This is a genomic window from Mycobacterium talmoniae (assembly GCF_001854525.1).
Taxonomy (GTDB): domain Bacteria; phylum Actinomycetota; class Actinomycetes; order Mycobacteriales; family Mycobacteriaceae; genus Mycobacterium; species Mycobacterium talmoniae.
In genome coordinates this window covers 1-12,476 of the sequence record NZ_MLQM01000036.1, presented here as the reverse complement: position 1 = coordinate 12,476, position 12,476 = coordinate 1, and the positions used below count along the sequence as shown (strand labels likewise).

13 protein-coding genes and 1 pseudogene are annotated in these 12,476 nt (G+C 67.4%); 3 read left to right on the top strand and 11 right to left on the bottom strand.

The features are described from left to right. Positions 1-121: 121 nt before the first annotated feature. Positions 122-400 (bottom strand): hypothetical protein, encoded by a 279-nt coding sequence (locus tag BKN37_RS28835; protein WP_131823556.1) that lies wholly within the window; start codon positions 398-400, stop codon positions 122-124. After that, positions 387-2,663: an MMPL family transporter gene (locus tag BKN37_RS09360; RefSeq protein ID WP_071024766.1), complete on the bottom strand. Its 2,277-nt coding sequence runs from the start codon at positions 2,661-2,663 to the stop codon at positions 387-389. The genes BKN37_RS28835 and BKN37_RS09360 overlap by 14 nt, the downstream gene beginning before the upstream one ends. A gap of 89 nt (positions 2,664-2,752) precedes the next feature. On the opposite strand from BKN37_RS09360, the gene BKN37_RS09355 reads away from it, so the two are divergent. Then, a complete protein-coding gene (locus BKN37_RS09355; protein ID WP_071024764.1) occupies positions 2,753-3,343 on the top strand; it encodes a TetR/AcrR family transcriptional regulator in 591 nt (196 codons plus the stop codon). A gap of 43 nt (positions 3,344-3,386) precedes the next feature. Here BKN37_RS09355 and BKN37_RS09350 read toward each other — a convergent pair whose 3' ends face one another. From BKN37_RS09350 to lpdA, 4 genes are all read right to left on the bottom strand, one after another. After that, positions 3,387-3,734: a type II toxin-antitoxin system PemK/MazF family toxin gene (locus BKN37_RS09350; RefSeq protein WP_071024762.1), complete on the bottom strand. Its 348-nt coding sequence runs from the start codon at positions 3,732-3,734 to the stop codon at positions 3,387-3,389. After that, positions 3,731-3,973 carry a hypothetical protein gene (locus BKN37_RS09345; protein ID WP_071024760.1) on the bottom strand — a complete coding sequence of 81 codons (243 nt, stop codon included), beginning with the start codon at positions 3,971-3,973 and terminating at the stop codon, positions 3,731-3,733. The genes BKN37_RS09350 and BKN37_RS09345 overlap by 4 nt, the downstream gene beginning before the upstream one ends. A 77-nt stretch (positions 3,974-4,050) precedes the next feature. After that, positions 4,051-4,326 carry a hypothetical protein gene (locus BKN37_RS09340; RefSeq protein ID WP_071024758.1) on the bottom strand — a complete coding sequence of 92 codons (276 nt, stop codon included), beginning with the start codon at positions 4,324-4,326 and terminating at the stop codon, positions 4,051-4,053. 5 nt (positions 4,327-4,331) lie between these two features. Next, positions 4,332-5,726, bottom strand: coding sequence for a dihydrolipoyl dehydrogenase (gene lpdA, locus BKN37_RS09335; protein WP_071024755.1), 1,395 nt, complete (start codon positions 5,724-5,726; stop codon positions 4,332-4,334). Between the two features lie 190 nt (positions 5,727-5,916). Between lpdA and BKN37_RS09330 the strand changes: the two genes are divergently transcribed. Then, positions 5,917-6,783: a cyclopropane mycolic acid synthase family methyltransferase gene (locus BKN37_RS09330; RefSeq protein ID WP_071024753.1), complete on the top strand. Its 867-nt coding sequence runs from the start codon at positions 5,917-5,919 to the stop codon at positions 6,781-6,783. A gap of 97 nt (positions 6,784-6,880) precedes the next feature. Here BKN37_RS09330 and BKN37_RS09325 read toward each other — a convergent pair whose 3' ends face one another. From BKN37_RS09325 to exaC, 4 genes are read right to left on the bottom strand one after another with little or no spacing between them, the layout of a single operon-like run. Beyond that, positions 6,881-7,468, bottom strand: a complete 588-nt coding sequence (locus BKN37_RS09325; protein WP_071024751.1) for a hypothetical protein — start codon at positions 7,466-7,468, stop codon at positions 6,881-6,883. Next, complete coding sequence (locus BKN37_RS09320) at positions 7,461-7,739, bottom strand: putative holin (protein ID WP_071024749.1); 279 nt, start codon at positions 7,737-7,739, stop codon at positions 7,461-7,463. The genes BKN37_RS09325 and BKN37_RS09320 overlap by 8 nt, the downstream gene beginning before the upstream one ends. A 29-nt stretch (positions 7,740-7,768) precedes the next feature. After that, positions 7,769-8,263, bottom strand: a complete 495-nt coding sequence (locus BKN37_RS09315) for a DUF779 domain-containing protein (protein ID WP_071024747.1) — start codon at positions 8,261-8,263, stop codon at positions 7,769-7,771. Next, complete coding sequence (gene exaC / locus BKN37_RS09310; protein ID WP_071024744.1) at positions 8,263-9,786, bottom strand: acetaldehyde dehydrogenase ExaC; 1,524 nt, start codon at positions 9,784-9,786, stop codon at positions 8,263-8,265. The genes BKN37_RS09315 and exaC overlap by 1 nt, the downstream gene beginning before the upstream one ends. A gap of 96 nt (positions 9,787-9,882) precedes the next feature. Here exaC and BKN37_RS09305 point away from each other — a divergent pair, with 96 nt between their 5' ends. After that, complete coding sequence (locus BKN37_RS09305) at positions 9,883-11,910, top strand: prolyl oligopeptidase family serine peptidase (protein ID WP_083341685.1); 2,028 nt, start codon at positions 9,883-9,885, stop codon at positions 11,908-11,910. A gap of 309 nt (positions 11,911-12,219) precedes the next feature. On the opposite strand, the pseudogene BKN37_RS09300 reads toward BKN37_RS09305, so the two are convergent. After that, positions 12,220-12,476 (bottom strand): annotated as a pseudogene (locus BKN37_RS09300) (hypothetical protein); the annotation flags it as partial.

Here is a 12,476-nt window from a genome sequence, read left to right as displayed (position 1 = left end):
CTGCCCGAACAACTACCGTCGAAGCACCGACGTGGCACGTTGTCCATTCCTCGCCGGGTTCCCGTCGAGGCGACCGGCAGAGCCGTCGACCGCGCCTCGGACGCACGCATGCGTGAAGTGTTTATAGTCGGTGCATTTCGCGTTCCATGCGGTGCGATTCCAGGATGTCGTTGAGCGCGCGTATCTGGCGATGACGGTCGGTGGGGCCGGTGAACATCCAGCGCACAGCCATGGCGGCGCGGACGATCGCACCGGTCTTCTCACGACCTCGTCGGGATTTGCGGCCCGCCCCGGTTTTGACAGGGGTCGCCGGGTGCGTCGGGGCGTGAACATCGGTTGTTGGCTGCGTGGTCGAGCGAGACTCCGGCGGCCAACTGGCGACGCGTTCATCCAGCGTCATAATCGGGCCTCTTCGGAGAAATCGCCGAAACCTGGGATGCGTATGCGATGTCGTGGGGCTGTTCGGTGGCGCCCCATCTGCGGTGCCATCGGCGCAGCGGTTTGGGCGCCCACCAGTTGAACCTGCCGAGCACGGCCATCGCGGCCGGCACCAAGATGGTCCGGATAACAAAGGCATCGACTAGTACCGCCACGGTTAAACCCACCCCCAGGCCCCTCATGAAGGCGATCTCACCGGCGGCGATCGCGATGAACACCACCGTCATGACCAGTGCGGCTGCCGTGACGATGCGTCCGGTACGGGCCAGTCCGAGCCCGACGGAGCGCTGGTTGGCCGCGCTGGTCGGCTCGGATGTCAACCACTCCTCTCGGATGCGGGAGAGGACGAACACTTCGTAGTCCATGGACAGCCCGTAGGCGATCGCGGCCAGGGTGGGTAGCACGAACGCGGTGAGGTGGCCGGTGGCCATCGTCCCGAACCCGTTCAGGTGTCCGTCTTGGAAGATCCACACCAGGGCACCGAACGCGGCGGCTAGCGACAACGCGTTGGTGATCAACGCCTTCACCGGCAGTATCACGCTGCCGGTCATCATGAAGATCAGGGCGACGGTCGCCAGCGCGACCAAGGTGATGACCAGCGGTGCCCGATCGGCGATGCCGCCAACATTGTCTTTGTCGCGTTGGGCGATACCGCCAAACAGGGCGGGAGCGGGCTGCGGAATCCGCTTGAGATCCCGCAGCTGTGTCTGGCCCGCCTCGGAGTAGGGGTCGCGCGTGGTGGTGACGGTGAGGTAGGCGGCGTCGCCCTTGATCGCAGCGTCACCAGCGGCATCGCTGACCTTCACTCCGCCCGCGTAGATTCCGTCGGGCGCGGCCACCGACACGACGTCGGTGACCCCAGACAGCTGTGCTGCGTAACGACGAATGTCTGACAGCGACGATCTCGTATCGGGCAGCACAATGGATACGGTTCCAGCGAAATTTGTCGTGAAGCCCTCGCGGACCAGGTCGCCGGTCTGCCTGACCTGCGATGACGTGGGGAGTACCCGGTCATCGGGATAGGCGAGTTTCATGCCCAGGATCGGCGAGCCAACCGCGAACAACACCATGGCCACCGCGGTCAGCACGAGCACCGGCCGGCGCATCACCACCGCGGCAACGCGATACCACCACGACGCGGTATCGGGCTTGCTACCCACGTGCCCGCGACCTAACCAACGTCGAAGGGGGACGCGGATATCGAGCGCGTCGATGCGGTCACCGCACACGACGATCAGTGCGGGCGCGACGCACAGCGCGGCGACGGTCGCGAAGCCCACACTGGCCAGACCCGCATATGCCATCGACTTGAGCAGATAGGGCTTGAACAGCAACAACGCGGCCAGGGTGACGGCCATCGTCAACCCGGAGAACACCACGGTGCGACCGGCTGTGGCCAGGGTCCGCGTCAGTGCCTCGCGATCGGGCACACCGCGGGCCCGCTCCTCCCGGTAGCGATTGACGATGAACAGCGTGTAGTCGATCGCGAATGCCAGACCGGTAGCCGTCGCGAGGTTGACCGCGAAAATCGACACGTCGGTGAACTGGTAGATCGCCCACAGGCACGCAGTGGTGCCCGCTACCGCGATCAGCGCGACCACCAGGGGAAGCATCGCCGCGACCACACTGCCGAAGATCCAGATCAACGCGATCGCGGTGAGCGGCACCGCAATTGCCTCCAGCTTGAGCAGGTCAATGCGTGACTGCCGGCTGCCCTCGTAGTACGCCATGGCCTGCCCGCCCACCCGCCCCCTGACATGATCATGGCTGCCGACCAGCGCTTGTGCGACGTCGTGCGCACGCACCGGTGCATCGCGGTCGCCACCCTCGATCCGGGCAACCACCAAACCCGTTTGATGGTCGGCGCCGAGCAAGGCGCCGCGAAGTGGTGGTGGGGAGGTCCAATACGACGCGACCTGATGCGCGTAGTCGCATGCCTGCAGCGCCTTGACCACATCGAGGCCGCGCGCTTGCGCCGCCGCGCTGTCCGCTCCGTCCGGGGCGGAAACAGCGAAGACGATCGGCAACCCACCCGCGGAGAAGGTGTTGTCCAAGACGGCTTCGGCCCGCGCAGATTCCGATTGCGGAACGTCATACCCGCCCGAGGGCAGCCGGGTTGCCGCCGGTGCCCCGTAGATCCCGGCGGCAACAAGAAACACAAACGCGGCCACCAGCATCCCCCGCGGGAATTGTCCTGCGGCCCATGCGATTTTTCCCAGCACCATCGCGCCTCCTCCATCTCGATCACCGCGAGCGTTACATACGACCGTATGTAAGTCAACGTTCTGTCGTATATTGAGGTACGATCGTCCGTATGACGAAGTCGGGAGATGCCCGGCGCACCTCGGTGCTCGACCGGGCCACGCATGTCGCGTCGGTAGAGGGGATCGCGGGCCTGAGCTTCGGGCGCCTCGCGGACCAAACGCAGGTCCCCAAAAGCGCCCTGCAAACCCTCTTCGGGACCAAACAAGATCTGCAGCTCGAGATCATCAAGGCCGCAGTTGACGTCTTCGTTCGCACCGTCTTGCTCCCGGCCGAATCGCAGCCTGAGGGGTTGCCGCGACTGCGCGCCCTGATGTCGGCATGGGTTGACTATCTGGAGGAGTTTGAGGGCGGCTGCATCTTTGCCTCCGGTGCCAGCGAACTCGACGGACATCCCGGGCCGGTGCGCGATGCACTCGCCGACGCGGTCAGCGCCGGGGAAGCGCTGGTCACGCGCGACGTCAAACTGGCGATCCGGCTAGGCGAATTGCCGCCCGATACCGACGCCGAACAGCTCACTTTCGAGCTACACGCGATGATCTTGCAGGCCAACCACGATCGCCAACTCCTGCATCGCGACGGCGCTTTACAGCGGGCCCGCATCGCGATCGAACACCGGCTGAACCCGCCTGCAACCGGGTGACCCGACGGTCCGCAACGCTGAGGGGTGGCCGCGGCTCAGCTCGTCACTGCGTGTGGTGCAGGAAGTCCTCGAGCCAGCGTTCAATCTGGCGCATACATGCTGGCTCGACGCGGCCGGCACGGCCAGCGATTCGCCTGCGGCTGATCGTGCGGGGCTGTTCGGTCATCGCCCACGTCGGTTTTGGCAGTCGTAGGTGCGCGCCGGTGAGCCGAACATGGTGTGCCCACTTGCGATCTCGCGTCGTGGCCGGGACGACGATGACCAGCTCGGGCACGGCTGCCAGATAGCCACGGGAGGCCACGACGACCGCAGGCCGCGTCCCCCGTTGCTCTCGGTCCACCCTCGGGTCGAACTGCACCCAGACCACCTTTCCCGGGCTGAGGTCGGTCACCGGTCAAGACCGTCGACGTCCACGGCTGCCCAGTCGTCGGTTTCTTCACGCCAGCTGTCTAGGTCTTCCGCAGAAGAGTCGCGGTAGGCCGCCGCAACGGCCGCCAGGCGCTGGTTGCGTTCATGGGTCTCGATCAGCGTCTGCAGAAACGCGTGAGCAGTGAGCCCTTCTTGGGCTGCACCAGCGGCGATCCGGTCCCGCAACGCCTTGGATACCTTGATGGTCGTCACGTCCGCCATATAGTCAGACTACAGCTGGTATACCGAATCGGTATACCGTTCTGACTACGGCCATTCCCGTGGGGTTGCGGCGCGGGCTACCCGAACGTCCATGCCAAATCGGCCGACACCACAAAGCCCGTCGGGTGATCCCGAGTAGCGACATAGCACGCCACGCCGCTGTCGGCGGTGGCCAGACAGGAGCAACCCGCCGGCAGCCCCTCGGTGCCGGGGCCGGTCCCACCGTGCGGCGGGGCCAGCGTCACCGGGCTGGGTGGCGGCGCCGCACCCAATGTCGACGCGCTGGGGGCGTGCGGGTGGGAACACCCGGTGATCACCAGGGCGATCACCGCCGCGAGCGCTCCCGCCCGCATGGCCGTCAGAAGTTGATCATGTGCCCGATCAGCCCGTGGAAGCACTCTTGCAGCGCCTCGGACATGGTCGGGTGGGTGTGCACGTTGCGGGCCAACTCGCCCGCGGTCAGGTCCCATTTCTGCGCCAGGGTCAGCTCGGGCAGCAGCTCGGACACGTCGTGGCCGACCAGGTGCCCGCCGAGCAGCTCCCCGTATTTGCCGTCGGCGATCAGCTTGACGAACCCGCTGGGGTCACCCATGCCGTGCGCCTTGCCGTTGGCGGTGAACGGGAACTTGGCGACCTTGACGTCGTAGCCTTCGTCGCGGGCCTGCTGCTCGGTCAGCCCGAAGCTGGCGACCTGCGGCTGGCAGAACGTCGCGCGCGGCATCATCCGGTAATCGCCCAGCGTCAAGGTTTCCACGCCGGCGATGGTCTCGGCGGCCACCACCGCCTGCGCCTCGGCGACATGGGCCAGCTGCAGCAGCCCGGTCACGTCACCGATGGCGTAGATGTGCGGCACCGAGGTGCGCATGTTGTCGTTGACGCCGATGGCTTTGCGGTCGGTGAGCGCCACCCCGGCCGCCTCCAAGCCGAAACCCTCCACGTTGGGCGCAAACCCGATGGCCTGCAACACCTTGTCGGCTTTGAGTTCCTCGCTCTGGCCGTCCTTGCTGACGGTGACGGTGACGACCGAGCCGTCGTCGGACATGCCCTCCACCTTGGTGCCGGTGCGGACCTTGACGCCCAGCTTCTTGAACTGCTTCTCGATCTCCTTGGAGACGTCGGCGTCCTCGTTGGGCAGCGCCCGCGGCAAAAACTCCACGATGGTCACGTCGACGCCGTAGTTGGCCAGCACGTAGCCGAACTCCATGCCGATCGCGCCGGCCCCGGCGATGATGATCGAGGCCGGCAGCTCCCGGGACAGGATCAGTTCCTCGTAGGTGACGACGTTGTCGGACAGCGCGGTGCCCGGCACCAGCCGGGTGCTGGACCCGGTGGCGATGATGGCGTTGTCGAAGGTGACGGTCTCGCTGCCGCCGTCGTTGAGGGCCACCGACAGGGTGTGCGCGTCGGTGAAGGTGCCGCGGCCGTGGATCTCGGTGACCTTGTTCTTCTTCATCAGGAAGTGCACGCCGGCGACCCGGCCCTCGGCCACCTTGCGGCTGCGGTCGAACGCCACACCGTAGTCGAACGTCGCCTCACCGCTGATCCCGAAGGTCTTGGCCTCCTTGGTGAAGATGTGGGCGAGTTCGGCGTTGCGCAGCAGCGCCTTGGACGGGATACACCCGACGTTGAGGCACACCCCGCCCCAATACTTGGGTTCGACGATGGCGGTATTCAAGCCCAGCTGGGCGGCACGAATGGCCGCGACGTATCCGCCGGGGCCTGCTCCGAGAACGACGACGTCATAGTGGGTCACCCGCCTACCCTAACGGGTCGGCTGCGCCGGGCTCGGACCTGATATCGCGCCGACCGCCCGGTTTGATCACCCGCGAGCGGTGGGTACCCAAACGGGCGCGCACGGGGCCATCCTTGACCTGGGGTTGTCGAATGAACCGCTCGCCCCGGTGCGCCGTGACCCCAATCAAGTGGCGGATAGGAGGGGCACCGTGACGGGCAAGCGTCTGACGCCGCACTTTGCCGACGTGCAGGCCCACTACGACCTGTCCGACGACTTCTTCCGGCTGTTCTTGGACCCGACCCAGACCTACAGCTGCGCCTACTTCGAACGCGACGATATGACGCTGCAAGAGGCGCAGCTGGCCAAGATCGACCTCGCGCTGGGCAAGCTGGGCCTGCAACCCGGCATGACGCTGCTCGACATCGGCTGCGGCTGGGGGTCGACCCTGCGGCGGGCCATCGAACGCTACGACGTCAACGTCGTCGGCCTGACCCTGAGCAAAAACCAGGCCGCCCACGTGCAGACGATGTTCGCCGGGTTAGACACCGCGCGCAGTCGGCGGGTGCTGTTGGAGGGCTGGGAGCGGTTCAGCGAACCGGTCGATCGGATCGTGTCCATCGGCGCGTTCGAGCACTTCGGCCACGACCGCTACCCGGCGTTTTTCCGGATGGCCTACGAGGTGCTGCCGCCCGACGGGGTGATGCTGCTGCACTCCATCTGCGGCCCGCACCCCAAAGACTTCCAGGAACAGGGCATCGCGTTGACGTTCGAGCTGGCCCGGTTCATCAAGTTCATCGTCACCGAGATCTTCCCCGGCGGCCGGCTGCCGTCGGTGGGCATGGTCGAAGAGCGCTCCGCCGAGGCCGGGTTCCGGCTGACCCGAAAGCAGTCGCTGCAGCCGCACTACGCGAAAACGCTGGACGCGTGGGCGGCGGGGTTGCAGGCGCATCGGGAGGAGGCCATCGCGATCCAGTCCCAGGAGGTCTACGACCGCTACATGAAGTATCTGACCGGCTGCGCCAACCTGTTCCGGCAGCGCCAGGTCGACGTCGTGCAATTCACCCTGGAGAAGTAGGTTCCCCGGCACGCAGAGCGTTCGTGACTGTGCGATTCCATACGCTCGACCGCCGTATCGCGTATCAAACGGCACAATCGGCGCAAGCCCCCGGGCGTTAGTACGGAATGATGCCGGCCAGGCAGGTGCCCTGCACGGCTTGGCAGTAGTAGTGCCCGTAGAGCGGGGCCGCCGCCGCGGTGGAGGCGAACACCGCGGTCATCACCGCGATCGCCAGTGCCGAGATCAGCGGCTTGTCCTGCACCATCGCCAGCATCAGCGCGCCGACCGTGCACGCCACGATGTAGACCAGGACCACGAACACCGCCGGGGTCTTGTCGGCCAGCGAGTACCACCAGTAGAACAAGCCCAGCCCCGCCCCGGCCGCCGGCACCCACACCGCGGCCAGGATCAGCAGCAGCTTCCACCACGGCACCAGGTGGTGGTCGTGGCCGGGCACCGCCACCGGTTGCGCCGGAACCGGCAGCGGCTCGGAGGGTTCGGGCGGCTCGGCGTACGCCAACGCCGGGAAGGCGCGCGGCGCGCTGCCGCTGCCGGCGTCGAGCACCGCGATCGGCGCCGACGGTTCCGGGTCGGCGGCCAACGGTTGCAGCGGCTGCGGGTGCGGGCCGGTGTCGAAGATCGGCGCGGGATGCGGCTGGGTCGCCGGCAGCGCGGCACCGACATCGTCGTCGTCGTCAGCCACCGCGCACCACCTCGATCGCGGCCAAGGCGCCGAACCACCCGGGGCTCAGCGCCAGGACGAACGCGCCCAACGCGGTCACCCAGCGTCGCCCGGAGACCAACACCAGCAGCAGCCCCAGCGCGGTGGGTATCCCGACCACCAGGCCGATCACCACATCGGGGCGCACCGGGCGCTGCACCAGCACGGTGACCGCGATGCCGGCCAGCATGCCCACCGCGGCGCCGAGCAGCATGGCGCTGGTCAGCAGCCAAGCACGCGGGATCGGGATCACGCATTCGACGATAACGCCGCGACCGGCTCCTACCGTGGCAGCGGCCCGGCGCGGCGCGCGGTCGGTGCCGCACAAACTTCGGCGCCGACGGCGTCGACCACCGGGCTGCGCGTCGGGGGACGTTGCCCGTCGGCGTAGCCGGCACCGGTGATCACCGGTTCGGCCCGCAGCGCGGTGTTCTCGGTGTCGGTGAAGGCCCGGCCGCGGGATAGGAACCGCATCCCTTCGGGCGCCTCCAGGCTGAAGCCGCCGCCGCGGCCGGGCACCACATCGATGACGAGCTGGGTGTGCTGCCACGCGGCGAACTGCGGCCCGGAAATCCACACCGGCACCCCGTCGCCGATGTCGAGTATTCCCAGCAAGACGTCGCGGTCGCCGACGATGAAGTCGCCGTCCGGGTAGCACATCGGCGAGGACCCGTCGCAGCAGCCGCCGGACTGGTGAAACATCACCGGGCCGTGCTCATCGATCAGCCGGGCCAGCAGGTCGGCGGCGGCCGCGGTGATGAGCACCCGCTGCACCATCAGAACAGTCCGAGCGCCTTGTCCGAATACGACACCAGCAGGTTCTTGGTCTGCTGGTAGTGATCCAGCATCACCTTGTGGTTTTCCCGGCCGATCCCGGACTGCTTGTAGCCGCCGAACGCGGCGTGCGCGGGGTAGACGTGGTAGCAGTTGACCCACACCCGGCCGGCTTGGATGTCGCGGCCGGCCCGGTAGCCGGTGTTGGCGTCGCGGCTCCACACCCCGGCCGCCAACCCGTAGAGGGTGTCGTTGGCGATCGCGATCGCGTCGTCGTAGTCGCGGAACGAGGTGACCGCCACCACCGGGCCGAAGATCTCCTCCTGGAAGATCCGCATCGCGTTGTTGCCGGTGAAGATCGTCGGCTGCATGTAGTAGCCGCCGGACAGGTCCCCGCCCAGCTCGGCGCGCTCACCGCCGGTGAGGATCTTGGCGCCCTCCTCCTTGCCGATCTCGATGTAGGACAGCACCTTCTCCAGCTGGTCGTTGGAGGCCTGGCTGCCGATCATGGTCTCGGTGTCCAGCGGATCCCCTTGGCGGATGGCCTTGGTGCGGATGGCCGCCAGCTCCAGGAACTCGTCGTAGATGTCGGCCTGGATCAGCGACCGCGACGGGCAGGTGCACACCTCGCCCTGGTTCAGGGCGAACCCGACGAAGCCTTCCAGCGCCTTGTCGGAGAAGTCGTCGGCGGTGGCCAACACATCGGAGAAGAAGATGTTGGGGCTCTTGCCGCCCAGTTCCAGGGTGACCGGGATGATGTTCTGGCTGGCGTACTGCATGATCAGCCGCCCGGTGGTGGTCTCGCCGGTGAACGCGATCTTGGCGATCCGGTTGGACGACGCCAGCGCCTTACCGGCCTCGGCGCCGAAGCCGTTGACCACGTTGACGACCCCGGCCGGCAGCAGGTCCCCGATCAGGCTCATCAGGTACAGAATCGACGCCGGGGTCTGCTCGGCCGGTTTGAGCACCACCGCGTTGCCGGCGGCCAGCGCGGGCGCCAGCTTCCAGGCGGCCATCAGGATCGGGAAGTTCCACGGAATGATCTGGCCGACCACGCCCAGCGGCTCGTGGAAGTGGTAGGCGACGGTGTCGTCGTCGAGTTGGCCCAGCGTCCCCTCCTGGGCGCGGATCGCGGCGGCGAAGTAGCGGAAATGGTCGGCGGCCAACGGGATGTCGGCGGCCAGCGCCTCCCGGATCGGTTTGCCGTTCTCCCACGACTCGGCCACCGCCAGCGCCTCCCGGTGGGCGTCGATCCGGTCGGCGATCTTGTTCAGGACCTGCGCCCGCTCGGCCGCGGCGGTCTTGCCCCAGGCCGGGGCGGCGGCGTGCGCGGCGTCCAGCGCGCGCTCGATGTCGGCGGCGTCCGAGCGGGCCACCTCGCAGAACACCTGACCGGTCACCGGCGTGGGGTTCTCGAAGTAGCGGCCCTGCGCCGGCGCCACCCACTGACCCCCGATGAAGTTGTCGTACCGCGATTCATACGACATCAGGGCCTCCGCGGACCCCGGGCGTGCATAGACAGTCATGCGCCACTCCTCCTCATCGCTTCCGCTCCGCATCGTCGCGGGCGGACACCGGATTCAATCCCGTTTACACGGTGTTATCCACCTCACAGTACCGCTGTGGCCACAATGGCCTCTATGGCTGGTGACGCGCTCGACGACCCGTACCTGTGGCTGGAGGACATCACCGGCGCCGACGCGCTGGACTGGGTGCGCGCCCGCAACGCCCCGACCATCGACGAGTTCGGCGGCGACGATTTCGAGGCGATGCGCGCCGCCGCGCTGGAGGTGCTCGACACCGACGCCCGGATCCCCTACGTGCGCCGCCGCGGTGAGTACCTGTACAACTTTTGGCGCGACGCTGCCAACCCGCGCGGGTTGTGGCGGCGCACCACATTGGACAGCTACCGCAGCGAGAATCCGGACTGGGACGTGCTCATCGACGTCGACGAGCTGGGTCGCGCCGACGACCAGAATTGGGTGTGGGCGGGCGCGGCGGTCATCGAACCCGACTACACCCGGGCGCTGGTCAGCCTGTCCCCCGGCGGCTCGGACGCGGCGATCGTGCGCGAATTCGACATGATCACCCGCGAATTCGTCGCCGACGGCTTCGAGCTGCCGGAGGCCAAAACCCAGATCGGTTGGGCCGATGAGGATACCGTGCTGGTGGGCACCGACTTCGGCGAAGGTTCACTGACCGAATCCGGCTACCCGCGGGTGGTCAAGCGGTGGCGGCGCGGCCAGCCGCTGGCCGAGGCCGAGACCGTCTTCGAGGGGTCGACCAGCGACGTGATGGTGGCCGCCGGGGTCGACCGCACCCCGGGTTTCGAGCGGACGGTGGTGCGCCGGGCGATCGACTTCTTCAACGACCAGGTCTACGAGCTGCGCGACGGTGAGCTGATCCGCATCGACGCCCCCACCGACGCGACGGTGTCGGTGCACCGCCAGTGGCTGTTGATCGAGCTGCGCACCGACTGGTTCACCGGGGCGGCCTCGTTCACGGCGGGTTCGTTGCTGGCCGCCGACTATGACGATTTCCTGGCCGGCACAGCGGAATTGCGGGTGGTGTTCGAGCCGGACGAGCGCACCAGCCTGCACCACTACGCCTGGACGCGGGACCGGCTGATGCTGGTCACCCTGTCCGACGTCACCAGCCGGGTCGAGGTCGTCACCCCGGGCACCTGGCGGCGCGACCCGGTGCCCGAGGTGCCGGCCAACACCAACGCGGTGATCGTGGCCGCCGACGACCTCGGCGACGAAATCATGCTGGACTACAGCGGATTCGACGCGCCGTCGCGGCTGCTGCACGGTCCGGCCGGCGGCCAGCTGCGCGAGATCAAGTCCGCCCCGGCGTTCTTCGATGCCGAAAACATCGAGGTGGCCCAGTATTTCGCGAAATCCCTGGACGGCACCGCGATCCCCTACTTCGTGGTGCGGCCCCGCGGAGCCGAGCCGGGACCGACTCTGCTGGGCGGGTACGGCGGCTTCGAGGTCGCCCGCACCCCCGGATACGACGGGATTTTGGGCCGGTTGTGGCTGGCGCGCGGCGGCACCTACGTGCTGGCCAATATCCGCGGCGGCGGTGAATACGGCCCGCGCTGGCACACCCAGGCGATGCGGGAGGGCCGCCATCTGGTGGCCGAGGACTTCGCCGCGGTGGCAGCCGATGTGGTCAACCGCGGCATCACCAACGCGGCCCAGCTCGGCGCGCAGGGCGGCAGCAACGGCGGGCTGTTGATGGGCATCATGCTCACCCAATATCCGCAGTTGTTCGGCGCGTTGGTGTGCAGCGTGCCGCTGCTGGACATGCGCCGCTACCATCTGCTGCTGGCCGGCGCTTCCTGGGTCGCCGAGTACGGTGACCCGGACAACCCCGACGATTGGGCGTTCATCAGCGAATATTCGCCGTACCACAACATCTCGACCGACCGCGAGTACCCGCCGGTGCTGATCACCACCTCCACCCGCGACGACCGCGTGCACCCCGGGCATGCCCGCAAGATGACCGCCGCACTCGAGGCCGCCGGGCATCCGGTGTGGTACTACGAGAACATCGAGGGCGGGCATGCCGGCGCCGCCGATAACGCCCAGGTCGCGTTTAAGTCTGCGTTGAGTTTCAACTTCCTGTGGCGGACGCTGAATCGCTGAATTGGTGTATTTGTTGGTGTCCGGGTGGCCTTACGCTGGCTGGGTAGCTCGCATACGCGCCAGCGTGTCGAACTGAATGCACGCCCCAACCGTGTCAGCATTAAAGGACGCCAGGGAGGTCGAGATGAGCATGGTGGTGGTGGCCTGCCTTACGGTGGGCGGCCTGCTCGGCGGCGTTGGCCTGTTCGAATTGCAGGCGCGGCTGGAGCGGTGGGATCAACAGCGGCACATCAACGATTGACGTCGCCGCGCGGTGAGATTGCGTTCAGGGCTGCGATCTTCGCCCGGAGCACAGCCCTAGCCGCAATCTCAACGACGGACGCGCGCCAGCCCGCCCAGCATCGCGACGAACACCCCGAATAACACCACTGCGCCGCCGGCGGCCAGGGTCAGGTTGAGCCAGTGATGCAAGCTGGCCTCGGCGTAGTCGACCATGACGTCGGCGATTTCGCGGATGTCGCCGGCGGTGGCGTTGAGCGAGTCGTTGAGGCGGCGGCGGCCGACCTCGATACCCGCGTAGCCCGCCGCACCCACCAGCAGCGCCGCCACTCCCAGGCTGGCCAGCG

Excerpts from the sequence above, each read along its gene's own strand:
- BKN37_RS28835 (WP_131823556.1), bottom strand. The coding sequence starts at position 400 with ATGACGCTGGATGAACGCGTCGCCAGTTGGCCGCCGGAGTCTCGCTCG.
- BKN37_RS09360 (WP_071024766.1), bottom strand. The coding sequence starts at position 2,663 with ATGGTGCTGGGAAAAATCGCATGGGCCGCAGGACAATTCCCGCGGGGG.
- BKN37_RS09355 (WP_071024764.1), top strand. The coding sequence starts at position 2,753 with ATGACGAAGTCGGGAGATGCCCGGCGCACCTCGGTGCTCGACCGGGCC.
- BKN37_RS09345 (WP_071024760.1), bottom strand. The coding sequence starts at position 3,973 with ATGGCGGACGTGACGACCATCAAGGTATCCAAGGCGTTGCGGGACCGG.
- BKN37_RS09340 (WP_071024758.1), bottom strand. The coding sequence starts at position 4,326 with ATGCGGGCGGGAGCGCTCGCGGCGGTGATCGCCCTGGTGATCACCGGG.
- BKN37_RS09315 (WP_071024747.1), bottom strand. The coding sequence starts at position 8,263 with ATGGTGCAGCGGGTGCTCATCACCGCGGCCGCCGCCGACCTGCTGGCC.
- exaC (WP_071024744.1), bottom strand. The coding sequence starts at position 9,786 with ATGACTGTCTATGCACGCCCGGGGTCCGCGGAGGCCCTGATGTCGTAT.